Here is a 23,725-nt window from a genome sequence, read left to right as displayed (position 1 = left end):
TAAAGATAATAGCGACATAAGTGTGGTGAATGTTTCATAAATATCTCTATTTGTAGTGGAAAGAATTTGAGTATAAATATGTAGCCCCAATTGCCAACTATCTCGATACTAACAAAGGCGTTATTTTAGATGTAATTACGAATGTCTTTAATTCAGTAGCAGCTTTCCTATTGGGAACACTACCGCAATTAATCGAAGTTGGCTCGCAAATGATTATGAGTCTAGTAAACGGATTGGTCCAAGCGGCACCTTCGATACTAGAAGCGATGGTTGAAGTGATCAATACGATTATACAGTCAATTGCTACGTATCTACCTATGATAATTGAAGTAGGTATGCAAATTTTACAGGCGCTAATCACTGGAATTGTACAAGTCCTACCTACGATTATCCAAACGGGATTACAGCTGATTCTTACGCTAATCCAAGGAATCATGCAAATGATACCTACGTTAATTCCCGTAGCTGTAACGATTATCGAGACGATTATCAACGGATTGATATCGTTCTTACCTCAGTTAATCGAGATAGGTATTAACTTATTGACTACGCTAATTACAGGTATTACACAAGCGCTTCCGTTAATAGTACTTGCGATTATCACGGTTATTACTACTTTAATCGATGCGATTACAGCGAATTTACCGGCAATCATTTCGGCAGGTATTTCGATATTGACTACGTTAATAGACGGTATCGTACAAATGTTACCTCAGCTAATTGATTTAGCAGTCAATTTAATAACGAAAGTTGCTGATACAATTCTAGCGAATCTACCCGCAATTATTGATGCAGGGGTAAAGATACTCATGGCGTTGATAGATGGGATTGTTCAGATATTACCGCAGTTAATTAACGCAGCTTTAACGTTAATCGCTAAAATTGTCGAGACGCTTATCGCTAATTTACCGCAGATTATAAGCGCAGGGGTTAACATTCTACTAGCGTTGATCGCTGGTATTTTTCAAGTGATTCCACAATTAATAGTAGCGGCAGTTAAGTTAATCATAACTCTCGTTGGCGAAATAATTAAAAACCTACCGAAGCTTTTAGAAGCAGGAGTTAAATTAATCGAAGCACTAATCAAAGGTATTTTGTCGCTTTTAGGACAGTTAGGAAACGATGCTAATCGATCTAGCGAACATGATCATGACGAGAACGATAAGTTCAAGGGAGAATGATCGAAACGGATTTAAGGTTATTGTTAACCTGAAAGAACGAGGGAAACCAGTGGATTTAACGGGCTATGTAGTAAAGTATGAAGCGATTAGCCCATACGGTAATTTCGTTCGTGACGATGCAGTTGTTACGAATGCAAAAGACGGAGTGTTTGAGTATATCGTATCAAAAGAAGCTGTATCAAGTGCTGGAGTGTGGATTGGTTACTTTGCTTTTGAAAAAGGGACTGAACGTTTTACAACACAGGACATACGGATTTCGTTAGGAAACGATGTGAAACAAGGGAACATCCCAATAGAAAATTACATCGCAGAGTTTGATAAGCTTAAGAAACAGATAGATGCTTTGCAAATAGCGGTCGATAAGGCAGACGTTGTTAAACGTAGTGGCGACACTATGACAGGTAATCTTGACATGGACATCACTGGAGGTTTCAAAACCTTACAGTGGACAGCTGGGGGAGTTAAAAAAGGGCAAATGACTATGAGTGCAACAGGCGCATCTCTTCAAGGTTTTCCTTCCACTGGAGGAACTAAAACAGCGTGGGCTTACAACCATGACACTGACGCGTTTAACATATTAGCTTCAGGTACAAACGTACTTAAAAAAGCTGGAGATACTATGAGTGGAAACTTAACGTTGGACAGAACTGGAACGGCAGCTAGGGATATATTATGGTCGAAAGATGGAGTAGCCCAAACTAATTTAGGTATGAATAGCGCCAATAAGATTAGATTGTACGATAACGTAAATGCTCTCACTGTTTTCGAACACGATACAGCAACTAAAACTTTCAGTATACTAGCTGATTTCAAAACAAAGAACGACACCGATTGGACAAACCTAACTCTACTAAACGGAGTAACAAATCAAACAGGTAAAACATCTAAGGTAAAAAGAACAGGAAATACCGTTTGCCTAACTGTTAATGTTATAGGCGTAAAAAATAACCAAATCATTACTACACTTCCAACAACTTTCCGTCCGTTAAGTGATATGGGATTTTCAAGTTCATATATAAAAAGTGATCTAAATTCCGCTGAAGGTATTATTACCATTCGTGCGGATGGTTCGGTCCATTGCGAGTGGATATCCGAAGGAAGTACCCCTTTGAAATTCTGGTCATTCACACTTACGTATCTCATTTAAGGAGGCTGAACAATGAAACATATTTATTTGTACAACAAAGACACAGGAGCTTATATAGGTGATGATGTTATTTTTCCAAGACAAGAAGAAATAAGAGGTATGGTTACTAAAACGAGAATTGAAACGGTGGTTATCGGAACAGAAGAAGCCGATGGTTATAAGTACCCTATATACGGGAATGAAGAAGTGCAGTATGAAGAGGAAGATGTGATTGGGTATAAAGACGTCTATGATATTCCTGATAATGCAACAGAGATTCCCCTCCCACAACCAAACTGGAAACCTGTTTTTAAAGATGGCAAGTGGATTGAAACAATCACACAAGAAGAACTGGATGAGTTGAACAAGCCACAAATACCACAACCAAGTGAACTTGATAAGCTTAAAAAGCAACAAGAATTAATGCAGCAAGCTTTAGATGAATTAATTATTTCTAGTATCTAATAAAAAGGAGCTGACGCAACATGGCTGAGTACATGGCTCAACGAGTAATTGATGAAGTTTTTACGTATACATTTATCGTCACAAAGATGAAAGCATATAAAGAAAGAATCGATAAATACTTAACTGAAAATGGAAGAGAAGACTTAATTACAAGCGCGCAATAGAGTGGGCTTTTTTTATTTTTAAAAAAGGAGGTAAATAAGTGGATCGTATTGATGTATTATTGAAAACATTTATAGCTACATTTGGTGGATTCTGCGGGTATTTTTTGGGAGGATGGGATGCAACATTGAAAATCTTAGTGACGATGGCAGTTATTGATTATTTAACTGGCATGATAGCAGCAGGATACAACGGAGAACTAAAAAGTAAAGTTGGTTTTAAAGGCATCGCCAAAAAGGTGGTGCTTTTTCTTTTGGTTGGAGTCGCGATTCAGTTAGATACAGCACTTGGAAGTAATAGTGCTATTCGTGAAGCGACAATCTTTTTCTTTATCGGAAATGAGTTGCTTTCACTTTTAGAAAATGCAGGGCGTATGGGAATCCCGTTACCTTCAGCGTTAACAAACGCAGTAGAAGTTTTAGGTGGTAAGAGCAAAAAAACAAGCTCTGAATATGATAATAAAAAAGGAGATGTTGAATAATGGGTTATATTGCAGATATTTCTAAGTGGAATGGAGACATTAATTGGGATGTAGCAGGACCGCAATTAGATTTAGTAATTGCACGTGTGCAAGATGGTTCGAATTATGTAGACCCTTTGTATAATGGATATGTACAAGCGATGAAATCAAGGAATATTCCTTTTGGAAATTATGCATTTTGTCGTTTTGTATCTATCAACGATGCCAAGAAAGAAGCGCAAGACTTTTGGGCTCGTGGTGACAAATCAGCTAAGTTTTGGGTAGCTGATGTTGAAGTGCAAACAATGAGTGATATGCAAGGTGGGACACAGGCGTTTATCGATGAACTACGCCGACTAGGAGCTAAAAAGATAGGGTTATATGTAGGGCATCATACGTATGATTCGTTTGGAGCGCGTAATATACAAGCTGATTTTGTATGGATTCCGCGATATGGTGATAATAAGCCAGCGTATCCTTGTGATATTTGGCAGTACACTGAAACTGGAAATGTACCTGGCATTGGTAAGTGTGATCTTAACTCACTTATAGGAGATAAACCTCTTTCATGGTTTACTGGAGTAGATGAAACAATTGCAAATAGTCAATATGATTCTAGTTGGTTTACAAAACAAGACGGTGTATTTAAGTTAAATACATCTATTAAACTTCGTACCGCACCATTAACTGATGCTCCAATTATCGCTACACTTAATGCAGGCGATGAAGTAAAGTATGATGCATTCGGTTATGAAAAAGACGGTTATGTATGGATACGTCAACCACGTTCAAACGGATATGGTTACATTGCAACTGGTGAAACTTCAAACGGAAAACGTGTTAGTAGTTGGGGTTCATTTAAATAAAAGAATAGTTTGATTAACAAAAATAAGAGCCGTCCTGTTGGGCGGCTTTTATTTTTGTTCGGTTCATCAAGTTTAAACACAGCATTCTTTTTTATCTATATATCTATGTATGCTGGCTTAGAGACATAGTCGATATACGATTAGCCCCACTTACCCTTATCAGTGTATTTGTATAACATAGTAATAACTTCGGCTCTGGTTGCAAAGTCGTTTCCACGACTACCGTCATAAATACCTTGACCTGTTCCCCATGCAATTGAATTACTGAAACCGCCTTTAGGAGACCATGCAGGGCTATTGAAACGCTTTTGATAGAGCATGGCTACCGCTTCATGACGAGTGATCCGATCAGCTCCACGTGATCCGTCAGAAATACCTCGATTTATTACATACTGGCGCGCTTCATCGTAAGAGTTGTACCGTCTTTGAGAATAATTAGCAATCATAATCCAAAAGTCTTTTCGATACGCCGGACTATCTCTCATATCAAATTTAATGACATAGTTTCTAATAGCCCAATCCATTTGAGGATCTGCCCAATGTGCTGAAGCTTCTTTTGGGGCGATTGTTGCTAACCCTGTAGATAACGTAATAGCAGCAATTACAACAAACATAACCTTTTTTAGTTTTTTTAACATATTTTCCATTCCTTCCCTATGTGTGTATTACTTTTAGTAAATTATAATATTGTCTTTTAAAAGTAAATAGATATATTGATATTTATAGGGATAATTTGTGAAATCAACAACAAAATGGAATTGTATATGTGTGGAATTTTTTATTTATTCCATAACAAACTTACCTTTAAATTTAACAATATGATAGATATAGAGTAAATGTATATTAAAAACGTTAAGCTAGCTTAACGTTTACTTAATGGAACTTTGGTAAACTTAGTTGTGTAGTTATTACATAACGAAAAAGGAGTCGAAATATGACACGCACCCTAATACGAAACATCAATGCCAGGTTACGAAGAACTAAAGTGGTATCCTATTGAAGTGAAGCGAGGGAAGCAGACGTTTCAATTTGAGGTGTATCGCTCAGATAATGAAATATCCGTATTCTATATCGATGAGCTAGGACGGAAACGTGAGATAACAAGTACTGAAGAGTTAGCCATGATGTTGGTAGTAGCTGAAGATAAGAAGCGCTTTTTGAATTTCGTAGGAGATTCTGAATGGGTTCTGTTAGACGGAGTGTGTGCTGATAGAGGGATGACGAAAGAGGAGATATCGGCGTATTTATATTTGAAGACGCATGTATTGGACGCGATGGAAGAAAAATGAATACAACAAGAAAACCGCCTTAGAGGGCGGTCTTTTTTGTGGATAAATTCGTCGGAATACGGAATTTATTGCGGTATTTATTTAACGGAATTCACATATTACCGCTTGTACAAATAGTAAGATGTAGGGTGAAATGTGGATAACGATAAACATCGTTAAGAGTGAACGGTATCAACAACCGTATTGAACAAAAACATTCCTCATTGTACGTCTCCAACCTCTAAAGTATCGTAATTAAGCGAACACGATTGCTTATTATCGATACATCGTCCACATCCCGATATCTTTAAATCCTAGTCGTTTATAAATTCGTCCAGCAGCTGGATTGTTATAAAATAAACAAAGTGTTCGGCCTTCTTTCGTAAAGTCCTGAATCATTTTTTGTAGTATGAGTGAAGCGTAGCCATTTCCACGATAATTCGGGTGTGTACATACACCAACTACCATAGCGGATAATGAATTTTCAGCGGAAGTAGAGGCGGATGCGATGATTGCACCGTCTTTTTCAATATAGTATGTGCGTCCTGTATTTGTTTCGATAGCCTGCCTTAATATTTTCTCTGATTCATTAGTAGTCGGAAATTCAGCGATGTCACTTCTTAATTGCATAATTCGTTCTATATCATCGAGTGAGGCAAGTTTAATTGTTTCATAAATTGGTGTGCTAGGTAAGTTGTTGTCATTTAGACATTCGCAAAAATACATTTCATTTTTGGCGCCTAATTGTAGACTTGGAGCAGTTTCAAATCTTTCTACAATAGTTGACTTGCCAGAGAGTTTAAGCGGCTTATATGCGGAAAGAAGTGTCTCATAATCAATGGTAACAAAGTCTTCTTTACTATAGGGGATAAATGAATCGTGGAAGCGGAGTAAAATTGATTTTAATGTTCCATTCTCTTTAAATATGCCCCATAATTCTTGAAAATCTGTGTCATAACCGAAAGCTTCAACATCTCCAATAATAAACAAGTTAATGGCTGCTTCTTCTTTTAGGTAAGCGAATACTTGTTCATGATCTTTCTTTGTTAATTTTCGCATCATAACGAATCGACCTCTTTTTTTATTTTTCTAAATATTACAACTTAAGTTTTTTGAAATCAATATAAAATTTTATGTTTAGTTCACAAACTTTCGGAAAAACTAGGAAAGATATGACAAAGGAGGTTATGAACGGTGGATCATCCAATTCAAGGGTTAATGAAAGCGGCAATGGAAAATTTAAAAGAAATGGTCGATGTAAATACGATTGTTGGAGAGCCTGTTCAAACGGCTGACGGTGGTGTAGTGTTAACGGTTTCTAAAGTAGCGTTCGGGTTTGGAGCAGGAGGTTCTGATTTCCAAACGAATGATGGACAAAGAGCGAACGGTAACCCTGCATTTGGTGGCGGTAGCGCGGGTGGTGTTTCTATTACACCAGTAGCATTTCTTGTAGTGAATAAAGATGGAGTAAATATTCTGCATCTACAAAATGCGACACATTTAGCAGAAAAAATGATTGAATTAGCTCCACAAACAATTGATAAAATTCAATCGATGTTCCAAAAAGATGAAAAGAAAGAGGGAAATCATCATCCTCAAAACCCAGATGAAATCCTTTAAAAACGCCTGCTCACGAGCAGGTGTTTTTTCTTGTAATCACTATGTAATAAAACACATGAAATTGTAAATAGTTTTTGAATTTTTTTCTATGTTTCTAAAATTTTTCATGTTAAAATATGCTATAGAATTGAAACATATAAAACGAAGGTGGCTAGGTGCTTTGTCTGGAGGATCTGACCAAGTAAAGAATATGATATATATTAATGGTAATCGTCGGGGTCATTGTTTTATTACATCAGGAATTACGTTTAAAGAGTTTGCAAGTAACATCCCTTCACCGCTTCATCAAGTGTTGCTTTTGAAGCATAACTTTGAATGGACAGATTTTCATTATCATACTTTATTTGAATATGTTGAGGAAGAAAATATACATAAGCTAATTCAAGCAGAGATTGATGAATTTGATGAATTTTGTTGGGTAGATTTTGATGATGCAAGCGATTTAGATGAATTAGAGCCAAAAGAAATTGCAGAGCTTTTATATTTGGCTCACAAAAAAGAACCACTTGCAAGAACATTCTTTCCACTATTGAAAAATAGATTTGTTTATTTTTCACATGATGACGGATGGTACAACAAAGTGTATTATCGTAGAATTGCTGACTTTGTAGGAATGTTAAGTAAAGTCATTCCTTATAAACTCGGTGCTTTCGGTAAGAAACGTTTTTCTTTGTTCCAAAAATCAAAAATTTTCCCAGCAATTTCGAAAGAAGTGATCATGGGGTTTCTTCCATTAATGGAAGATGGTCTTTATATTGATCTAGCAGGGAAAATTGAGTCAAGAAGAGGTCTTGAAATTCCGGTATATGTAGTTGGTTCGTATGAAAGTACGGATGAGGTACTAGATAATATTGACGAATTGAAAGAAGAAGCAACAGAGACAGGTTGGCTCATTTTTGATAAGAAAGAACAAGAGTGGCAATGGGTTGTGGACTAAGAAAACTTGGCGCATGCAGTCAAGTTTTCTTGTCATTTGAAAGGAGTACAAATGAAGAAATATTATACAATTGTGGGTATTGTAAGTATTATTCTCGTGGCGATATTACTTATAACTTGTCCGAAAGAATCAGATTTTAAATTGTATCTAGAAGATAAGTATGCATTGAAATGTAATGAGAGTAGTTTTGAATGCACACAAAATGTAGATGGTAAAAAAGAAAGATTACAATTTGAAAGTGCAGATGCACGAAATGGTGTATTTTTTATGACTGTAAAGCAAACATTTAAAACAGAAGCTGGTGTTACGAAAGAATATAGCGGAGTAGGAATGTTTGGTACATTTCTTTTTGTTTCAGAGAAGACTTTCTAGTAATAGAAGGTCTTTTTCTTATGCTTATGTTCATATAGATGAAGTAAGACAAGCATAGGAGGGGTAGTAATGAAGAATACATGTATCGTTTGCGGTGGTGAGGAGTTTTTTTCCTCAACTTTGTATGCCCGTACGAAACAAGATTGGGCATATGCACAAAATATGTATCGATTTGAAAAGGTGTTTATTGAGCATCGGGATGAAGAAAATTATCCAGTGTTTCAAGAAATTACAGCGAAACATTGCTGTGGATGCGGTCATATTATGTTGTACCACGAATGAACACACCAAGTATAACTTGGTGTGTTTTTTTAAAACGCTGACAAAGCAAGCGGATAGAGTAAAGTAAATAAAACAGAAAAACTACCAAAACCAATTGCTGTATATCCAAGTGTTCTTGCGCCGAAATTGACAGCTAATAAGCCGACTAAAATCGCAAGAGAGCCGAGTGTAACCGGATAAAATGCAATTGAGAAAAGCGAAAGAAATAAAGCGACATAGCCTACCATTGCACCGGTATTTGTACCTTCTATTTCATTTGCAATTTCTTTACGCTTATGTCTAATTGGTATGCCAGTTGGTGATATTTCAGCTGCATACTCTTCGTTTTTTTCACCACTTTTAAAATGATGATTTCTCTTTCTTCGCATGTACATCCCTCTCTTTCAATTGGGTGTACCTATAGTATCTTACATAAAGAGAAGAACATGAGTATGAGTTAAACCCAAGTAAAGCAAAAATTGGAGAATAAAGATTCCATTATTAGCTTGTACATCTCCTAGTGAAGATAAACAGGAATTTTGGAAAATGATGTAGAATGAAATGAGTGATAAAACGTGAAGGCAGGGGAATGTATGACGAAATTTAATTGGCATGAATCAGCAGAGAAAAAATGGGATAGTAGTGCAGAATTTTGGACTCAAAATAGTCAGGAGATGTGGGATAGCGGGAGTAGGAGTACAATTATTCCATTTTTTGAACAGTATGTGAAGAAAGAAGCTCAGGTGCTCGATGTTGGTTGTGGGGATGGATACGGTACATATAAATTAAGTCGAGCGGGCTATAAAGCAGTTGGAGTAGACTTATCAGAAGTGATGATTCAAAAAGGGAAGGAGCGCGGAGAAGGACCGAATTTATCTTTTATAAAAGGGGATCTTTCTTCCTTACCATTTGAAAATGAGCAATTTGAATCAATTATGGCAATTAATTCTTTAGAATGGACCGAGGAACCATTACGAGCATTAAATGAGATAAAGCGCATTTTAAAAAGCGATGGGTATGCATGTATTGCAATTTTAGGACCGACAGCAAAACCTCGAGAGAACAGCTATCCTCGTTTATACGGCAAAGACGTTGTTTGTAATACGATGATGCCTTGGGAATTTGAACAGTTAGCGAAAGAACAAGGTTTTGAAGTTGTAGATGGCATCGGTGTATATAAGCGCGGAGTAAATGAGAAGATGCTAGGTCAACTACCTATCGAGTTACAACAATCGTTAACATTCTTATGGGTATTTATGTTAAAAAACGTATAAAGAAATGAAAGAATTTTTAGGAGGTAAATAAGTGCAGAAAATACAAAAAACTGATACAATATCATCAGAACCAATTAAAGGGGGACTAGGGTATATGACAACTACTACAACAGTTAAATCCGACATTGAAATCGCACAAGAAGCGAGTATGAAGAAGATTCAAGAAATTGCAGCTGAATTAAATATTTTAGAAGATGAATTAGAGCCATACGGACATTATAAAGGTAAGTTATCTCTTGATATTTTTAAGCGCTTACAGAACGAGAAAGACGGTAAAGTTGTTTTAGTAACAGCGATTAACCCAACTCCAGCTGGAGAAGGTAAATCAACAGTAACAGTTGGTTTAGGTCAAGCTTTTAATAAAATTGGTAAGAAAACAGTAATTGCACTTCGCGAACCATCTCTTGGACCAACGATGGGGCTAAAAGGTGGAGCAGCAGGTGGTGGTTTTTCACAGGTTGTACCTATGGAAGACATTAACCTTCACTTTACTGGAGATATTCATGCGATCACAACTGCTAATAACGCGTTAGCGGCGTTTATTGATAATCATATCCAACAAGGAAACACACTTGGGATTGATACGCGTAAAATCGTTTGGAAACGCTGTGTTGACTTAAATGATCGTGCCCTACGTAACGTAGTAATTGGTCTTGGTGGACCAGTTCAAGGTGTACCACGTGAAGATGGTTTCGATATTACAGTGGCATCTGAAATTATGGCCGTATTCTGCCTTGCAACAGATATTCAAGATTTAAAAGCACGTCTATCTCGCATCGTAGTTGCTTATAACTTTGCAAATCAACCTGTAACGGTTAAAGATTTAGGTGTAGAAGGTGCGTTAACATTATTATTAAAAGACGCATTAAAACCAAACTTAGTACAAACGTTAGAAAATACACCAGCTATCATTCACGGCGGACCATTTGCGAATATCGCTCACGGTTGTAACAGTGTTATCGCTACAACAATGGCAGCAAAATTAGGTGATTATGTTATTACAGAAGCTGGATTCGGTGCTGATTTAGGTGCAGAGAAGTTTTTAGATATTAAAGCTCGAGCAGCTGGCATTAAACCAGAAGCAGTTGTTATTGTTGCGACTATTCGTGCGCTTAAAATGCATGGTGGCGTAGCAAAAGATCAATTAAAAGAAGAAAATGTAGACGCATTAGCAAAAGGTATGGAAAACTTACAGAAGCATGTTGAAACAATTCAAAGCTTCGGTGTACCTTTCGTAATTGCAATTAATAAATTTATTACAGATACAGATGCAGAAGTTGCATACTTACAAGAGTGGTGCAATGAGCGTGGCTATGCAGTATCCTTAACGGAAGTTTGGGAAAAGGGTGGCCAAGGCGGAGTTGACCTTGCTGAAAAAGTATTAAAAGAAATCGAAAAAGGTGAGAACAACTACGCACCACTTTATGAATTAGAATTACCATTAGAAGAAAAAATTCGTACAATTGCTCAAAAAGTGTATGGTGCAAAAGATATTGAGTTTGCTCCGAAAGCACGTAAGCAATTAGCTCAATATGAAGGAGAAGGATGGAGTAACCTACCAATTTGTATGGCTAAAACACAATACTCTCTTTCTGACGATGCAACAAAATTAGGTCGTCCATCTGACTTTATCGTTACAATTCGTGAGCTAAAACCATCTATTGGTGCAGGGTTTATCGTTGCGTTAACAGGAACAATGTTAACAATGCCAGGCCTTCCAAAGCAGCCAGCAGCACTACAAATGGATGTAAATGAAGATGGAAAAGCAGTAGGTTTATTCTAAAAGGTTGTAATTCATCTCGTTTATCTGTAAACTATATATACATCAAGTGGCGCCTTTCCATCGAAAGGCGCCTGTTTTTTGGAGGAAATTATGTTTGATCCAACTGCTTTTGATAATTTAAAAGTAATCGTAGAAGGTGCTGTTTATGATTTTGATTTACATGGAGATATTCTTGTAACAGATCGAAAAGACATGATGGACCTTGCCTCATTAAGTCGTATATACCATATTTCATTTCAATTAACAGAACCGTTCGAACCGGTAGTAAAAGCAACATTTTCACTATCTGTAGATGCAAAGAACTTGTCTGGTGAAATATTGGAAGTACCACAATTTACACCAGGTTGTGAAATGAAGTTAGCATTTTCATTCCCGATAGAAAAGCCAGAGGTAGTGTGTGAAGAAATTGAAACTTTCATGCATTCTATATGGGGAAAAGAAAGAATGATTACGCAGAAAATTTCATATGAATATAATAAGCAAGCGATTTCATATCATAATAAGGTAGAGGTTCTATTTCAAAAAGCGATTACAGAAGACCATGTTGATGATTTAATAGCTGTTATTTCACACATGATAGAAACGGTGCGAACAATACAACATTTTCTTCAAAAATAGAGATAAAGGAGAAAAACAAATGATAAAAGATATGCAACCATTTTTACAACAAGCTTGGGAGAAGGCTGGTTTTAAAGAATTAACTGAAATTCAAAAACAAGCGATTCCAACTATTTTAGAAGGACAAGACGTTATAGCTGAATCTCCAACTGGAACAGGAAAAACATTAGCGTACTTATTACCCCTTTTACATAAAATTAATCCTGAAGTAAAACAACCACAAGTTGTTGTTTTAGCGCCAACACGTGAGCTTGTAATGCAAATTCACGAAGAGGTTCAAAAGTTTACAGCAGGGACTGAAATTTCAGGGGCATCTTTAATTGGTGGTGCAGATATTAAGCGCCAAGTTGAAAAATTAAAGAAACATCCGAGAGTAATTGTCGGTTCACCAGGACGTATTTTAGAATTAATTCGAATGAAAAAGCTAAAGATGCATGAAGTGAAAACGATTGTATTTGATGAGTTTGATCAAATTGTAAAACAAAAGATGATGGGCGCAGTACAAGATGTAATTAAGTCTACAATGCGAGATCGTCAATTAGTATTCTTCTCGGCGACAATTACAAAAGCGGCAGAAGATGCTGCACGTGATTTAGCAGTTGAACCACAATTAGTACGTATAACACGTGCAGAGACAAAAAGCTTAGTTGAGCATACGTATATCATTTGTGAGCGACGCGAAAAAAATGATTACGTAAGAAGAATTATGCATATGGGCGATGTAAAAGCAGTTGCTTTCTTAAATGACCCATTCCGTTTAGATGAAATTACTCAGAAATTGCAATTCCGTAAAATGAAAGCAGCAGCTCTTCATGCAGAAGCAAGTAAGCAAGAGCGTGAAGCAACGATGCGTGCTTTCCGCGGCGGGAAATTAGAAATTCTACTTGCTACTGATATTGCAGCACGTGGAATAGATATCGATGATTTAACACATGTAATCCACTTGGAGTTACCAGACACAGTAGACCAATATATTCACCGCTCAGGACGTACAGGACGTATGGGTAAAGAAGGAACTGTCGTTTCTCTTGTAACACAACAAGAAGAGCGTAAATTACTTCAATTTGCAAAAAAACTAGGTATCGTGTTTACAAAGCAAGAAATGTTCAACGGATCATTTGTAGAAACGAAACCGAAAGCACCAAAGAAAAAGAAACCAGCATTTACTGGGAAGAAAAAGCCTAGATAAAGTGAAAAAATAATCAGTAGGGGTTCCCCCACTGATTATTATCCCTCACCAATCGGACGTTTACGGGATAAATAATAGGGAAGACGTAACTATTTGTAGTTACGTCTTTTTGATTTGAGTCAATATGCTCATTTTAGGTACTAATTATTTCCTCTTAAAAATATATAGAAAGATTATTCACTAACTTGAATTTTTTCTAAGTCAATGTAAGGATGTATTAGTATAATTAAAGGTGTGTTCCATTTTATGGATTAACTTATTGGTATAGGTCTATGTTTTGGGGGATATGAAAATACTACATATTCCCTGTTAAATATCATTAATATAAAAACTACATAGGCTCTTCTTTTGTAATTTAAAAAATATATTAAAGTAAGGAGTTAAATTATAATGGCAATCTTTCAAAGTAATGTTCAAAAAGCTGAAAAAATTGCTACGCAAATGAGTTCTGATTCTGACGCATTTCAAAAACAATACCACATGCAATACGTACGACAGTAATTGTTAATTCCAAAGCGTGAGAAGCAAATAATAATAAGATTGAAGTCGATACAGTTAGATATGTAAGACAAACCTCTCTCAGATTTAAAATAGAAAAAATATACAGAATAATGAGATGATAAATGTGTAATCTATTTATATTAGGAGGTGAAAAATGGAATACATATACGAATTTTACCGTGATGGACTCGGCGGATTAAGAATACGTTTGCCCAAAGAGATTGCTATAATTTCTCATTTTTTAGAAGATATTTTAGATGATGAAGCAGATGAGTATATACAGATTTTAGATACTGTAGTGAAGCAAGAAGTTCCGCAATATGAAATAGAAGGGAACGTAGCAGCAGTCTACATTGAACCTAATTATACTAGTGCTATTAACTTATTTATGAGTGCCCCAAATAACCAATGTAAAATTGAGACCTCTGAATTTAGAAAACTACTTGTGTTGTGGCGAGATACAGTGGTAGCAGAAGGGAAAGATATTGAAGCGTAAAAAACACTAGAAAGTGTGGTCTTTTTTCACTTAAATTTAATTACTCCATATTTTATAGTTGTTTTCCATAGAGAACTATCAGTAGAATAAAGTGGACATATCCGAAGTAATACAAATATATTTAAAGGGATTTATCTCTCCCCCATAAAACGTGGTGTTTTAGAATCGAAGTTTTAAATATTACACAGATTTTGCGAACCCCTGGCGAACGAAAATGCCGAAAACCTACCCTGACCTTAAGATAGAATTGGATTATTATGAAAAAGTATTATTGAGCGTGGAATACATAGTGGGTCTACAACAGCTCGTGAAAGGAAGATACCATCCATAATTGTCTTGAAAAAAGACAGGATTTTTATGAAGAAAAGATATTTGAACATTTCAGGCTTAATAACGATCATCATACTTATTATAATAAATGAGGGGCGTATAGATTATGATATATCAAAATGATAGGATTTGTAGGAAGAAGGCGTTAATTAGTGCTGAAAAAATCATTAGCCTATTTTCAAATTTAAAATTTATTGAATTTGAAAATCCCGATTCTGCATGGATAGAACTATTCGATATACCATTGAAAAAGTTTCGTAAGGTTGACTCTAAACCAAAGTTTTGTATTCCAATTGGTAATGTTAAAAGTAAGTATATTTTATGGATTGAAAATTCTTTAGCTTCTTTAAATTTTTCAAATCATATAACAGAATATTTTATATTAGTTCCTAATGGTTTAGAACCGATATGGGCAAATATTAGGATTTTGAACTTCACAAAATTTATTGAGGAGCTTTGGGACATTTCTGAAACTAACGAATTTACAATTGCTGATAAGGGCACGGGACAAATTGTACAAATATTTTCTGAGGAAGAATATTATGAAATTCATTTTGAGTGTTGCGACATAAAGCCCATTGACTCTTCAAAAAATGGATACTAAATGATAAAAAACAGCCTATTATGACCCAGGAATTCACATATGAAGTCGATGGACAAAAAATTATAATTCTAGATCACTTAGCCGGTCATATCTTCGGGAAACGTGGCATTGGAGATCAACCAATGAAAGACCTGAGTACAATACAAGAATGGGACAAGTAGATGGGATGGAGAAACATTATTATTTTGAGAAGAGGAATAATAAATAGGGAGTATAAAAATGATTGATCAATTAAAAATTTTAAATCCCCAGGCGTTAATTAGCATTTTTGGAAAAGTACCAAAATTTGAAGACGCAGAGTTATTAGAAGTGTGTCTTAAAAGGGATGGCCCTACCTTAGTTACCCAATTGATGACAAAAGAAAACGTTGAACATAAACCTAAACGCTGGAATAATAGGGATGTAATTTATGTGGAAATCTCTTTCTTTACTATTCGCAATTTAACAATAGAAAGTTTAGGAACAGAAAATATCATTGAGCATTTTGAAATAAGTACGACGTCAGAAGGCAGTTTATTAAAAATTAAATGTAAGAATCAAATGATAGTTGAAACTTTATTTGACTGGGCAAGAATAGAAGGAGTTACTCCAGGTTTAATTGGATTACCTTAAGTGAACTAACGGGTGTTTTAGTTGAACAACATTTAAACAACTTTAATATCACTTTACGTTCTGATGGATATTCTTGAAAGGAGTAGTGTTGTATGAAATCAATAAATGTAAATGGAACTATATATCATATTGAATCTGTTCTTTTTGAAGATAAGAGTGAACAGGATGAAGAGGGGTACTATGAATATTTTTACAAAGGAGTCAATTTATCGTTTCACTCTGACAAAGAAGTAATTAAAGCCCGAATTTATGACGAGGAAGAAATAATATATTTCTCAAAAAATCCAATTCTTGCTTTTGGTAAAGATTTTGAAGCGATAAAGAAATATATAATTAAAGAATATGATGTAAATAAATTTAAGATTCCAGGTGGGGAAAAAGCTTATATAGAGTTATAGCCATAATCGACCTTAAACTTTACCATGATTTATTAAATACAATATGAAAGGAATGTCACGAGTACTTAGATTTGGTAAGAGTGTAGCGTATAACGGTTGGCGGATGCTCACGACCTTTTTTAGCATATAAGCTACAAGAACAAGGTAAACAGCTTGTAAAAATAGTTAAATGGTTTCCTTCTACAAAGATGTGTAGTCGTTGTGAAAATAAAAAAGAAATGCCATTATGTGGACTCACAATCAGTCGTGATTATAGCGCAGCTATCAATATCAAAAAAGAAGCCATACGCTTCTTAGCGTTGGCATAAATAGTAACAAAATGACCTTTGGAACAAGGGAGTTAGCTATCAAAAGTAACGATGAACCGAGAAGCCTCCACTTCCCGGTAAGCACGTAAGAGATACTAAGTGGTGGGTAGTTCACTGACTAGCGATTTATAAGTATTCAACTGAATGAAAAAGGAATAATAATAGCACCTGTAGAAACCTACATAGAATATTAAAACCATTAGGGGGAAATGAAATGATTCATAAAGTCGGACAAATTATGTTATATGTAAATAATCAAGATGAGGCAGTAAATTTTTGGACGGAAAAGGTAGGGTTTCATGTAGTAGCAGAGGAAGATAATAAGCAAGGAATGAGATGGATTGAAATTGCTCCGAATAGCGGTGCAGAAACGAGCATTATATTACATAATAAAGAAGTTATTTCTAAGATGAGCCCAGAATTAAATCTTGGTACACCATCTTTAATGTTCTTCTCAGAAAATCTTGATCAATTATATACAGATTTAAAAAATAAAAATGTTACTGTTGGAGAAATGGTAACTATGCCTTCTGGTAAAGTGTTTAACTTTGCTGATAGTGAAGGCAATTATTTTGCGGTTATGGAAAAGAACCGATAATAATATTGCTATGTGAAAATCCCCCTCAAATATATTGAGGGGGATTACATGTTTGAAGTGGATTTTTCATTAGAGAGTTGATTAATATAAAATACGCCTTTTTCAATAGCTGTCTCAATATAACCAATGATTTGATTAAGCGTAAATACTTGTAAGTCTTCATGCAAATGTTGCTCCGGATACAACATATCTTCAAAAAGATACTTCCGAAAAGCTAATACGTTTTCTTTAGAAACCTCTTCAATATCCACAATGTGAGCCTCTTGATTGAGAAGAGAGAAGAGCCGTTGTTCGTTATCGTAATGATGAAGCAACTTTGCATTTAACAATTTAAAATCGTTATAGTACATAGGTGCGATCGTTTCGTCATTTTCTATTCTATTTTTTAGCCACGGTAGAAAAAAGCCACTTAGCCAATTATCATCGGCAATGAGGTGAGTGTAATAGCCTAAAAGAAAAGGGGAGTCCATATGAACTTTATATTTTTGAAAAAAAGAATTGAAATCTATCCTTCTCGTATAGTTTTTCGTTGTGCCAGCGTAAAAGTGTGAAGCTCCTTTTTCTTCTGCTGAATGAACCGCATCGGGGGCTACACCTCCAAGTATGAAAGAAGTTTTATCTTGGATATTTAGTTTTTCGGCAATCCTGTTAGCGATAATAGCATGCATAATTCGTGATCCCATGAATGACACCTCGGTTTCAAGTATTCATTTCAGGAAGGGGACTGAACAGTTAGTATTACTTTCCCTGTACTTTTTCTACTTTCGACCCATTCATGTGCTTTCCCTGCATCTTGAAGTGGAAAAGATTTCGCAGCTTTCATTTTCAGCCGACCATCACGTAAATAACGGAAAACTTCATTTGCAGTTTCTTGGAGTAGTTCAGGACGTTTTTTTCGTGTAGTACCAAAGCTAAAACCGAGTATAGAGCGGCAACTTGCGTGTAAATCTTTCGTTTGAAAGTTACCAATTTCACCGCTTGCATTACCGAAATGAACGAGGCGACCGTAATAAGCAAGACATTTTAAACTTCTTTCCGAAACCGTTCCAGAAATAGAATCTAAAATTACATCGACCCCTTCGCCATTTGTCAGCGCATTGATTTTCTCTACAAAACCCTCATCTTGATGACAAATAACATAATCAGCTCCAGCATCTAAAGCGATTTTACCTTTCGCTTCATTTCCAACAGTACCGATAATTGTTCCAGCCCCTAATAGTTTAGCAAGTTGAATTGCTGTCGTACCAATTCCACCAGCCGCTGCATGAATGAGTACAGACTCACCTTGTTGAAGCCTTGCAACATTTGCGAGTAAATTATAGCTTGTAAAAGATACAATCGGACAAGCAGCTGCAGTTTGAAAATCGACGTTATCAGGTAAAACGAAAGTAAGGTTTTTGTTTGCGAAAACGTATTCTGCGTAAGATCCATTTTGAGGAAAAGCAATGACACGTTGTCCAGGATAAATATTTTTCACTTGAGAACCGACACGTTCTACAATACCAGCGGCATCTATCCCTGGTATAAAAGGTAGTGCTGTATTTCCTTTTTTACCATGACGGGATTTAATATCGGCGAAATTTATACTAGTAGCAACAACGCGAATCAAAACTTGATCTTCTGAAATAGTCGGCATATCCACAACTGTATATTTCATCACTTCAGGACCACCGAACGACGTTACAATGATAGCTTTCATTATATATCCTCCTAAATTTGATTATGTAAATTATTTTAAATCGTCATTAGAAATTGGAAAATTATATAATAGTTATGTGTGATTATAAGTGAAGCTTATGAACTGATTGAATCATTATATTAATTTATATAAAAAAACTTTTGAAAAATCGAACGAAATATCAATTACTTGCCAATATAAAGTGTAAGACAAAGGAGGGAAGGTACATGAAGGATGAAACATTGTATACAAATTTAATCCAATTAACTTTATCAGGCAATAAAGAGGCGTATGGCGAATTGTATGATAAAACGATTCAAGAAGTATATAAAACAGCACATTTTTTAATAGGTGATAAAACGGATGTAGATGATGTCGTTCAAGAAATATACATACAGCTATATGAATCGCTTCGTAAATATGATAATGAGAAGCCATTTCATCCTTGGCTAATCGGACTTGCGATTAAACAAATTCATTCTTATAGAAGAAAGAGGTGGATGCGACTACGTATTGTGAAAAAAGCAGAAGAGCAAAGAAAACCAGTACAAATTGATTTTTCTAACGATATTGTAAGTAAAATATCAAACCAAAAACTAATCGAACTTATACATAAATTACCGTATAAATTGAAACAAGTTATTATCTTAAGATACTTACACGATTATTCACAAGAAGAAGTAGCACAAATATTACATATTCCAATTGGTACTGTGAAATCTAGAATTCACGCGGCATTAAAAAAACTACGTCAAAAAGAGCAAGTAGAAGAAATCTTTTTAGGAGAGGTAGGGAATGTGAAATGAGCTTAGATTGTAGAGTTAGAGAATCTATACAAGAAGAAGCGAAGGGGATTATTGCTCCGCCGGAGTTAAAGGAAAAAGTAATTGTCCAAATAAAAATGAAGAGCGGGGGAAGTAAAAGGAAGAAGCGCCTTATCGCAGGGGTGCTTGCGGCAGTATTTTTACTCCCAACGACTGGTTTTGCGTATCAATCTATTATGGCGGATGGTATATACGGATCGTTTGAGAATTTAAAAAAACATGCTGGAGCAATGACGTTAGAAGCATATATGCGTTTTAATGCAAAATTATCAGAAGCGAAAGATGAAATGGGTGCGAAGGAATATGAAGAATTTACAAAAGAACTAAAAAAATTAACAAATGCAAAGCTTGCGTACGGGGATTCGAACGGTAATATTGATTATGATCAATTATCACCAGAAAAAAGAGAAGAAATGAAAAAGGTAAGTATGGGCCTTCAACCATACTTTGATAAATTAAATGGTCATAAATCTAGTAAAGAAATATTAACGCAAGAAGAGTTTGATCGCTATATGGAAGCTTTAATGACACATGAAATAGTACGAGTGAAGACTAAATCGACTGGTGGAATAAAAGTAGAAGATATACCTGAGGCGTACAAAGAAAGGTTTATGAAAGCAGAGCAGTTTATGGAGTATGTAGATGAAAAGGTGCGATAAATAAAAAAGCTCATAGCCTAAGCTGTGAGCTTTTCTTATTGAAACGTAAATATATTAACCACCTATTCCTTTTGCTAGCAATAAGAAATATACAAATACTAATATTACTGCATTTAATGCTGTACCAACTATTCCGAATAACCAATTTTTTGATGCGATCGCAAAAATAATTCCGAGTAATGAAAGTATGCCTAAAATCGTAATAATTAAAGTTAAATTTGCATGAGGTCCTCTTAAAATAAAGAAAGAACATATACTTGCGAGAAACGTTAGAAACGAGAAAGTCCCTAATTTCATAATAAGTCTCCCTTGTTTGAAATATATTTTGACTTAGTGCACGACTTTCTTAATTTTAACATAAATTTCCTATTGTCAATTAAATATATGAACAATAAAAAACGAGTATAAAATCTATGCGATTTCATACTCGTTTTGTTATTACATAAATTTCCTTACCGCATGTATAGCAACTCTTACAAGGAGTATTGCACTTATAAATAAACTACCATAACCAACGACACTTAAAAATTGAACATTAAGTTCTTTTGCATACAAGTCAGGGCATAATTATCTTGATTTGCTTAATAAAATAAAAGTGGGAAATCACTTAGTTATATTCCTTACTATTCTCCTTATCTTTTTGTATAAAACAATCTAAAAGGGAATAACCAGCTATTAAACTAATTATCGTAACAAAAGTTGTATTTATAAGAATAATATTTGCTAAATAAGGTAGGTACGCACCAACTGGTGAAAAGAGTAGAGCTGGAGAAAAGGAAATGAATAGCGTAGGCACAGTAATAGCGATAAATTTATCCGGTTGAAAGCGCCAGTTTTGTTTACTTATTTCGCGATTAATGGATTGAAGAAATCGTAATAAAATGCCAACTATAAGAGGGAAGAGTGTAAAGTAGAATAATCTTGGATAAACGTTAAAATTCACCTGCGCATCTGTATCTAAATAAAATTGAGTTTTCACTCCGACAAATAATAATAAGACGATAAATAATGTAAAGCAGAGGTATAGCATTACTTTTTGCATTGCATTCCACCATCCTTTACTCAAAATATATTCAAAGAAAAAAGAGATATACAATAACTACTGTTGTATATCTCTTCTTTTACGGTTATTTAATAGTGGGGTTTGCTTTTTTTTGCTTCGTGAAATAATCTATAATGCCCATCGCACTAATTTCTATATCTAGATGTAAAATGTTATAAACGGAATGATCTGTTGGAACGTTTAACTTTGTCAGATGAGAAGAGATCTTATCCATTAATACAGTTTGTAAAGCTTTAGTCGCTTCATCGAAATCATTATACTGTTTAAAGACCTCTTTACCAGTATGAACGAAAATAAGTAACCAATGTTCAAGCTGGTTATATACTTCTGTAACATTGGATGATGCACCGTAATGACCGAAATAAATAGTATCTACATTCATACTTTGAATGTAATTCTTAGAAGCAATCATCGCATCTGGTTGGAATTGTGAAGGGGACGTTGATGGTAAATATAGTTCTACACCAAGGTCTGCGAGTTCTCTATAGTAAATTCCTATTGTATCGCCAGTAAAAATGCCATTTGTTAATGAATCGTGAATGCTAATATGGTGCTTAGCATGTCCCGGTGTATCGTAAAATGTAAGTGTACGGTCTTCGGCAATTTTTAACGTATCACCATTTTGTACAATACGAACACGTTTTTCTTCTATAGGAAGAATTGGATCAAATAGTTTATCGAAATCTTCTTTGTATACAGCTTTTGCGCCTAAAATGAGTTTTGTTGGGTCAATCATATGACGAGCACCGCGAGAATGCACATATAAAGTAGCGTTTGGACACTTTTCCATCATTAAACCAGCAGCCCCGGCGTGATCTAAATGAACATGTGTAACGATAATGTTTTTTACATCGTATAAATCAATATGTAATTGTTGTAAGCCGTCTAAAATATACGGAAGAGAAGGGGCTGCACAAGTTTCAATTAAAGTAATATCGTCACCTAATAAAACGTACGTACCTGTTCGTTCATTATGCTGTAAATCGAAATCATCAATAAGATATAGGTGAGAAGATAATTGCTCTACTTTTTTCATCTTTACCACTCCTTAGTTACTGTATGTTTCTATTATACGCTAAAATAGAAAAAGGCAGAAAACGAAAGCTCGTCTTCTGCCTTTTTAAAGTGTTGTTATTTCGTTTGTTCTTTATTGATAGACATAACGAACAGTCCAACTATGCCACCTACGATTGGAAGCATAATCTCTCCTGCTAAATTAAAGTAGGAGCTTAAGAATAAACCATTTACATCGATTACCCAGCCAGTAACATACAATAACATCATATATAGTACGAAATAAAACTCGCGATTTGAAATTGTTTCATGTTGTGCAGTTTTCATAATGGACACCATCCTTTTCTTTTATAATGGAATATAAACTGTCACATTTTGTTCACAATTCAATTGTAAAACTTTCCATCATAAAAGTCTAGTAGTTTGTGTCGAATTTCCGAACGGAAATAAAGCGCTATCATTATAGCTTATAAGTACGTAATAAGAGCTGCACATTCACGAATGTAGTATAGTATAAACATAGAATGATAGTGAAGAGAGGGGCAAAGACAATGACAGTTTATGATTTTTCAGCTAAAACGATAACAGGAGAAGATAAATCGTTAAAAGATTACGAAGGAAAAGCGCTTCTTATCGTAAATGTAGCTAGCAAGTGTGGTTTCACACCGCAATATAAAGGATTACAAGAGGTGTATGATAAATATAAAGACCAAGGACTTGAAATACTCGGTTTCCCTTGTAACCAATTCGGAGGACAAGAACCAGGTACAGAAGCAGATATTACTAGTTTTTGTGAATTAAACTACGGTGTAAACTTCCCGATGTTTGCAAAGATTGATGTGAAAGGTGATAAGGCTCATCCTCTATATACATACATGACAGAACAAGCACCAGGTTTACTTGGTATGAAAGCAGTGAAATGGAATTTTACGAAGTTTCTAATTGGAAAAGACGGGAAAGTAGTAGGGCGTTTTGCGCCGCAGACGAAACCGGTAGATTTAGAGGTTGAGATTGAGAAGGTACTTGGAGAATAACTAGAAGTTTCACTTTATTAAAAA

32 protein-coding genes and 3 pseudogenes are annotated in these 23,725 nt (G+C 35.2%); 26 read left to right on the top strand and 9 right to left on the bottom strand.

What is annotated here, in order from left to right:
- Nucleotides 1-74: 74 nt before the first annotated feature.
- The 7 genes and pseudogenes from JDS82_RS11200 to JDS82_RS29725 form a co-directional block, all read left to right on the top strand.
- Nucleotides 75-1,121, top strand: a pseudogene (locus JDS82_RS11200) (phage tail protein); the annotation flags it as partial.
- A gap of 28 nt (nt 1,122-1,149) precedes the next feature.
- Nucleotides 1,150-2,328, top strand: a complete 1,179-nt coding sequence (locus tag JDS82_RS11195) for a BppU family phage baseplate upper protein (protein ID WP_061672538.1) — start codon at nt 1,150-1,152, stop codon at nt 2,326-2,328.
- Nucleotides 2,329-2,340: 12 nt separating this feature from the next.
- Entirely contained in the window at nt 2,341-2,772 is a 432-nt protein-coding gene (locus tag JDS82_RS11190; protein WP_061672522.1) for a hypothetical protein, read from the top strand.
- A 20-nt stretch (nt 2,773-2,792) separates the two neighbouring features.
- Entirely contained in the window at nt 2,793-2,936 is a 144-nt protein-coding gene (locus JDS82_RS11185; protein WP_000852846.1) for a hypothetical protein, read from the top strand.
- Between the two features lie 38 nt (nt 2,937-2,974).
- Complete coding sequence (locus JDS82_RS11180) at nt 2,975-3,415, top strand: phage holin family protein (RefSeq protein ID WP_061672521.1); 441 nt, start codon at nt 2,975-2,977, stop codon at nt 3,413-3,415.
- Nucleotides 3,415-4,011: pseudogene (locus JDS82_RS11175) on the top strand (glycoside hydrolase family 25 protein); the annotation flags it as partial. The gene JDS82_RS11180 and the pseudogene JDS82_RS11175, both read left to right, overlap by 1 nt.
- On the top strand, nt 3,988-4,260 hold the full coding sequence (locus JDS82_RS29725; protein ID WP_239661033.1) for an SH3 domain-containing protein: 273 nt from the start codon (nt 3,988-3,990) through the stop codon (nt 4,258-4,260). The pseudogene JDS82_RS11175 and the gene JDS82_RS29725, both read left to right, overlap by 24 nt.
- Nucleotides 4,261-4,400: 140 nt before the next feature.
- Here JDS82_RS29725 and JDS82_RS11170 read toward each other — a convergent pair whose 3' ends face one another.
- Nucleotides 4,401-4,898 carry a hypothetical protein gene (locus JDS82_RS11170; RefSeq protein WP_064449651.1) on the bottom strand — a complete coding sequence of 166 codons (498 nt, stop codon included), beginning with the start codon at nt 4,896-4,898 and terminating at the stop codon, nt 4,401-4,403.
- Between the two features lie 324 nt (nt 4,899-5,222).
- Between JDS82_RS11170 and JDS82_RS11165 the strand changes: the two genes are divergently transcribed.
- On the top strand, nt 5,223-5,549 hold the full coding sequence (locus JDS82_RS11165) for a hypothetical protein (protein WP_064056643.1): 327 nt from the start codon (nt 5,223-5,225) through the stop codon (nt 5,547-5,549).
- Between the two features lie 255 nt (nt 5,550-5,804).
- Here JDS82_RS11165 and JDS82_RS11160 read toward each other — a convergent pair whose 3' ends face one another.
- Nucleotides 5,805-6,590, bottom strand: coding sequence for a GNAT family N-acetyltransferase (locus tag JDS82_RS11160; protein ID WP_064056644.1), 786 nt, complete (start codon nt 6,588-6,590; stop codon nt 5,805-5,807).
- A gap of 132 nt (nt 6,591-6,722) precedes the next feature.
- On the opposite strand from JDS82_RS11160, the gene ytfJ reads away from it, so the two are divergent.
- The 4 genes from ytfJ to JDS82_RS11140 all read left to right on the top strand — a co-directional run bounded on the left by ytfJ (nt 6,723) and on the right by JDS82_RS11140 (nt 8,739).
- Nucleotides 6,723-7,148 (top strand): GerW family sporulation protein, encoded by a 426-nt coding sequence (gene ytfJ, locus JDS82_RS11155; RefSeq protein WP_000349987.1) that lies wholly within the window; start codon nt 6,723-6,725, stop codon nt 7,146-7,148.
- A 160-nt stretch (nt 7,149-7,308) separates the two neighbouring features.
- Complete coding sequence (locus JDS82_RS11150) at nt 7,309-8,085, top strand: oxalate:formate antiporter (RefSeq protein WP_048561704.1); 777 nt, start codon at nt 7,309-7,311, stop codon at nt 8,083-8,085.
- A 51-nt stretch (nt 8,086-8,136) separates the two neighbouring features.
- Nucleotides 8,137-8,457, top strand: a complete 321-nt coding sequence (locus JDS82_RS11145) for a hypothetical protein (protein ID WP_000761183.1) — start codon at nt 8,137-8,139, stop codon at nt 8,455-8,457.
- Nucleotides 8,458-8,526: 69 nt separating this feature from the next.
- A complete protein-coding gene (locus tag JDS82_RS11140) occupies nt 8,527-8,739 on the top strand; it encodes a hypothetical protein (protein ID WP_000798748.1) in 213 nt (70 codons plus the stop codon).
- A gap of 29 nt (nt 8,740-8,768) precedes the next feature.
- Here JDS82_RS11140 and JDS82_RS11135 read toward each other — a convergent pair whose 3' ends face one another.
- On the bottom strand, nt 8,769-9,107 hold the full coding sequence (locus JDS82_RS11135) for a hypothetical protein (RefSeq protein ID WP_001253209.1): 339 nt from the start codon (nt 9,105-9,107) through the stop codon (nt 8,769-8,771).
- A gap of 204 nt (nt 9,108-9,311) precedes the next feature.
- On the opposite strand from JDS82_RS11135, the gene JDS82_RS11130 reads away from it, so the two are divergent.
- The 11 genes and pseudogenes from JDS82_RS11130 to JDS82_RS11075 all read left to right on the top strand — a co-directional run bounded on the left by JDS82_RS11130 (nt 9,312) and on the right by JDS82_RS11075 (nt 17,429).
- Complete coding sequence (locus JDS82_RS11130; protein ID WP_000160052.1) at nt 9,312-9,992, top strand: class I SAM-dependent methyltransferase; 681 nt, start codon at nt 9,312-9,314, stop codon at nt 9,990-9,992.
- Nucleotides 9,993-10,086: 94 nt separating this feature from the next.
- On the top strand, nt 10,087-11,775 hold the full coding sequence (locus JDS82_RS11125) for a formate--tetrahydrofolate ligase (RefSeq protein ID WP_012644371.1): 1,689 nt from the start codon (nt 10,087-10,089) through the stop codon (nt 11,773-11,775).
- Between the two features lie 90 nt (nt 11,776-11,865).
- Nucleotides 11,866-12,393: a hypothetical protein gene (locus JDS82_RS11120; protein ID WP_000460226.1), complete on the top strand. Its 528-nt coding sequence runs from the start codon at nt 11,866-11,868 to the stop codon at nt 12,391-12,393.
- 19 nt (nt 12,394-12,412) lie between these two features.
- Nucleotides 12,413-13,582 (top strand): DEAD/DEAH box helicase, encoded by a 1,170-nt coding sequence (locus JDS82_RS11115; RefSeq protein WP_048561706.1) that lies wholly within the window; start codon nt 12,413-12,415, stop codon nt 13,580-13,582.
- Between the two features lie 655 nt (nt 13,583-14,237).
- Nucleotides 14,238-14,579, top strand: coding sequence for a hypothetical protein (locus JDS82_RS11105; protein ID WP_199713250.1), 342 nt, complete (start codon nt 14,238-14,240; stop codon nt 14,577-14,579).
- A 436-nt stretch (nt 14,580-15,015) separates the two neighbouring features.
- On the top strand, nt 15,016-15,513 hold the full coding sequence (locus tag JDS82_RS11100) for a hypothetical protein (protein ID WP_075310914.1): 498 nt from the start codon (nt 15,016-15,018) through the stop codon (nt 15,511-15,513).
- Between the two features lie 20 nt (nt 15,514-15,533).
- Nucleotides 15,534-15,674, top strand: coding sequence for an HNH/endonuclease VII fold putative polymorphic toxin (locus JDS82_RS11095; protein WP_242474895.1), 141 nt, complete (start codon nt 15,534-15,536; stop codon nt 15,672-15,674).
- A 58-nt stretch (nt 15,675-15,732) separates the two neighbouring features.
- The gene (locus tag JDS82_RS11090; protein ID WP_199713249.1) at nt 15,733-16,125 is read left to right on the top strand and encodes an immunity 50 family protein; all 393 of its coding nucleotides are present in this window, start codon (nt 15,733-15,735) and stop codon (nt 16,123-16,125) included.
- Between the two features lie 92 nt (nt 16,126-16,217).
- Complete coding sequence (locus JDS82_RS11085; RefSeq protein ID WP_098642996.1) at nt 16,218-16,523, top strand: hypothetical protein; 306 nt, start codon at nt 16,218-16,220, stop codon at nt 16,521-16,523.
- A 40-nt stretch (nt 16,524-16,563) separates the two neighbouring features.
- Nucleotides 16,564-16,831: pseudogene (locus JDS82_RS11080) on the top strand (zinc ribbon domain-containing protein); the annotation flags it as partial.
- A 214-nt stretch (nt 16,832-17,045) separates the two neighbouring features.
- On the top strand, nt 17,046-17,429 hold the full coding sequence (locus tag JDS82_RS11075) for a VOC family protein (protein ID WP_197229769.1): 384 nt from the start codon (nt 17,046-17,048) through the stop codon (nt 17,427-17,429).
- Between the two features lie 44 nt (nt 17,430-17,473).
- Here the strand turns inward: JDS82_RS11075 and JDS82_RS11070 are convergent, their stop codons facing one another.
- Complete coding sequence (locus JDS82_RS11070; protein WP_048561708.1) at nt 17,474-18,112, bottom strand: zinc dependent phospholipase C family protein; 639 nt, start codon at nt 18,110-18,112, stop codon at nt 17,474-17,476.
- A gap of 29 nt (nt 18,113-18,141) precedes the next feature.
- Nucleotides 18,142-19,128 (bottom strand): quinone oxidoreductase family protein, encoded by a 987-nt coding sequence (locus JDS82_RS11065; protein WP_199713248.1) that lies wholly within the window; start codon nt 19,126-19,128, stop codon nt 18,142-18,144.
- 206 nt (nt 19,129-19,334) lie between these two features.
- On the opposite strand from JDS82_RS11065, the gene JDS82_RS11060 reads away from it, so the two are divergent.
- On the top strand, nt 19,335-19,913 hold the full coding sequence (locus JDS82_RS11060; protein WP_048561710.1) for a sigma-70 family RNA polymerase sigma factor: 579 nt from the start codon (nt 19,335-19,337) through the stop codon (nt 19,911-19,913).
- Nucleotides 19,910-20,590 carry a DUF3600 domain-containing protein gene (locus JDS82_RS11055; RefSeq protein WP_097815688.1) on the top strand — a complete coding sequence of 227 codons (681 nt, stop codon included), beginning with the start codon at nt 19,910-19,912 and terminating at the stop codon, nt 20,588-20,590. The genes JDS82_RS11060 and JDS82_RS11055 overlap by 4 nt, the downstream gene beginning before the upstream one ends.
- Before the next feature lie 54 nt (nt 20,591-20,644).
- On the opposite strand, the gene JDS82_RS11050 is transcribed toward JDS82_RS11055, so the two are convergent.
- From JDS82_RS11050 to JDS82_RS11030, 4 genes are all read right to left on the bottom strand, one after another.
- The gene (locus tag JDS82_RS11050) at nt 20,645-20,887 is read right to left on the bottom strand and encodes a hypothetical protein (protein ID WP_002065089.1); all 243 of its coding nucleotides are present in this window, start codon (nt 20,885-20,887) and stop codon (nt 20,645-20,647) included.
- A gap of 310 nt (nt 20,888-21,197) precedes the next feature.
- The gene (locus JDS82_RS11040; protein ID WP_199713247.1) at nt 21,198-21,632 is read right to left on the bottom strand and encodes a hypothetical protein; all 435 of its coding nucleotides are present in this window, start codon (nt 21,630-21,632) and stop codon (nt 21,198-21,200) included.
- A gap of 85 nt (nt 21,633-21,717) precedes the next feature.
- The gene (locus tag JDS82_RS11035; protein ID WP_199713246.1) at nt 21,718-22,689 is read right to left on the bottom strand and encodes an MBL fold metallo-hydrolase; all 972 of its coding nucleotides are present in this window, start codon (nt 22,687-22,689) and stop codon (nt 21,718-21,720) included.
- Nucleotides 22,690-22,784: 95 nt separating this feature from the next.
- Nucleotides 22,785-22,994, bottom strand: a complete 210-nt coding sequence (locus JDS82_RS11030; RefSeq protein ID WP_000844980.1) for a DUF3925 domain-containing protein — start codon at nt 22,992-22,994, stop codon at nt 22,785-22,787.
- Between the two features lie 224 nt (nt 22,995-23,218).
- Between JDS82_RS11030 and bsaA the strand changes: the two genes are divergently transcribed.
- Nucleotides 23,219-23,701, top strand: coding sequence for a glutathione peroxidase (gene bsaA / locus JDS82_RS11025; protein WP_000219424.1), 483 nt, complete (start codon nt 23,219-23,221; stop codon nt 23,699-23,701).
- Nucleotides 23,702-23,725: the final 24 nt, after the last annotated feature.

The sequence above is a fragment of the Bacillus cereus group sp. N14 genome (genome assembly GCF_016483555.1).
In the GTDB taxonomy this organism is placed as follows: Bacteria; Bacillota; Bacilli; order Bacillales; family Bacillaceae_G; genus Bacillus_A; species Bacillus_A wiedmannii.
This window is presented reverse-complemented; position numbering and strand designations above follow the sequence as displayed.

Bases quoted from the DNA above. Each gene is read 5' to 3' on its own strand.
- JDS82_RS11195 (WP_061672538.1), top strand. From the start codon at position 1,150: ATGACGAGAACGATAAGTTCAAGGGAGAATGATCGAAACGGATTTAAG.
- JDS82_RS11190 (WP_061672522.1), top strand. From the start codon at position 2,341: ATGAAACATATTTATTTGTACAACAAAGACACAGGAGCTTATATAGGT.
- JDS82_RS11185 (WP_000852846.1), top strand. From the start codon at position 2,793: ATGGCTGAGTACATGGCTCAACGAGTAATTGATGAAGTTTTTACGTAT.
- JDS82_RS11170 (WP_064449651.1), bottom strand. From the start codon at position 4,898: ATGTTAAAAAAACTAAAAAAGGTTATGTTTGTTGTAATTGCTGCTATT.
- JDS82_RS11165 (WP_064056643.1), top strand. From the start codon at position 5,223: ATGCCAGGTTACGAAGAACTAAAGTGGTATCCTATTGAAGTGAAGCGA.
- JDS82_RS11160 (WP_064056644.1), bottom strand. From the start codon at position 6,590: ATGATGCGAAAATTAACAAAGAAAGATCATGAACAAGTATTCGCTTAC.
- JDS82_RS11145 (WP_000761183.1), top strand. From the start codon at position 8,137: ATGAAGAAATATTATACAATTGTGGGTATTGTAAGTATTATTCTCGTG.
- JDS82_RS11140 (WP_000798748.1), top strand. From the start codon at position 8,527: ATGAAGAATACATGTATCGTTTGCGGTGGTGAGGAGTTTTTTTCCTCA.
- JDS82_RS11135 (WP_001253209.1), bottom strand. From the start codon at position 9,107: ATGCGAAGAAAGAGAAATCATCATTTTAAAAGTGGTGAAAAAAACGAA.
- JDS82_RS11130 (WP_000160052.1), top strand. From the start codon at position 9,312: ATGACGAAATTTAATTGGCATGAATCAGCAGAGAAAAAATGGGATAGT.
- JDS82_RS11125 (WP_012644371.1), top strand. From the start codon at position 10,087: ATGACAACTACTACAACAGTTAAATCCGACATTGAAATCGCACAAGAA.
- JDS82_RS11120 (WP_000460226.1), top strand. From the start codon at position 11,866: ATGTTTGATCCAACTGCTTTTGATAATTTAAAAGTAATCGTAGAAGGT.
- JDS82_RS11115 (WP_048561706.1), top strand. From the start codon at position 12,413: ATGATAAAAGATATGCAACCATTTTTACAACAAGCTTGGGAGAAGGCT.
- JDS82_RS11105 (WP_199713250.1), top strand. From the start codon at position 14,238: ATGGAATACATATACGAATTTTACCGTGATGGACTCGGCGGATTAAGA.
- JDS82_RS11100 (WP_075310914.1), top strand. From the start codon at position 15,016: ATGATATATCAAAATGATAGGATTTGTAGGAAGAAGGCGTTAATTAGT.
- JDS82_RS11095 (WP_242474895.1), top strand. From the start codon at position 15,534: ATGACCCAGGAATTCACATATGAAGTCGATGGACAAAAAATTATAATT.
- JDS82_RS11090 (WP_199713249.1), top strand. From the start codon at position 15,733: ATGATTGATCAATTAAAAATTTTAAATCCCCAGGCGTTAATTAGCATT.
- JDS82_RS11085 (WP_098642996.1), top strand. From the start codon at position 16,218: ATGAAATCAATAAATGTAAATGGAACTATATATCATATTGAATCTGTT.
- JDS82_RS11075 (WP_197229769.1), top strand. From the start codon at position 17,046: ATGATTCATAAAGTCGGACAAATTATGTTATATGTAAATAATCAAGAT.
- JDS82_RS11070 (WP_048561708.1), bottom strand. From the start codon at position 18,112: ATGGGATCACGAATTATGCATGCTATTATCGCTAACAGGATTGCCGAA.
- JDS82_RS11065 (WP_199713248.1), bottom strand. From the start codon at position 19,128: ATGAAAGCTATCATTGTAACGTCGTTCGGTGGTCCTGAAGTGATGAAA.
- JDS82_RS11060 (WP_048561710.1), top strand. From the start codon at position 19,335: ATGAAGGATGAAACATTGTATACAAATTTAATCCAATTAACTTTATCA.
- JDS82_RS11055 (WP_097815688.1), top strand. From the start codon at position 19,910: ATGAGCTTAGATTGTAGAGTTAGAGAATCTATACAAGAAGAAGCGAAG.
- JDS82_RS11050 (WP_002065089.1), bottom strand. From the start codon at position 20,887: ATGAAATTAGGGACTTTCTCGTTTCTAACGTTTCTCGCAAGTATATGT.
- JDS82_RS11040 (WP_199713247.1), bottom strand. From the start codon at position 21,632: ATGCAAAAAGTAATGCTATACCTCTGCTTTACATTATTTATCGTCTTA.
- JDS82_RS11035 (WP_199713246.1), bottom strand. From the start codon at position 22,689: ATGAAAAAAGTAGAGCAATTATCTTCTCACCTATATCTTATTGATGAT.
- JDS82_RS11030 (WP_000844980.1), bottom strand. From the start codon at position 22,994: ATGAAAACTGCACAACATGAAACAATTTCAAATCGCGAGTTTTATTTC.
- bsaA (WP_000219424.1), top strand. From the start codon at position 23,219: ATGACAGTTTATGATTTTTCAGCTAAAACGATAACAGGAGAAGATAAA.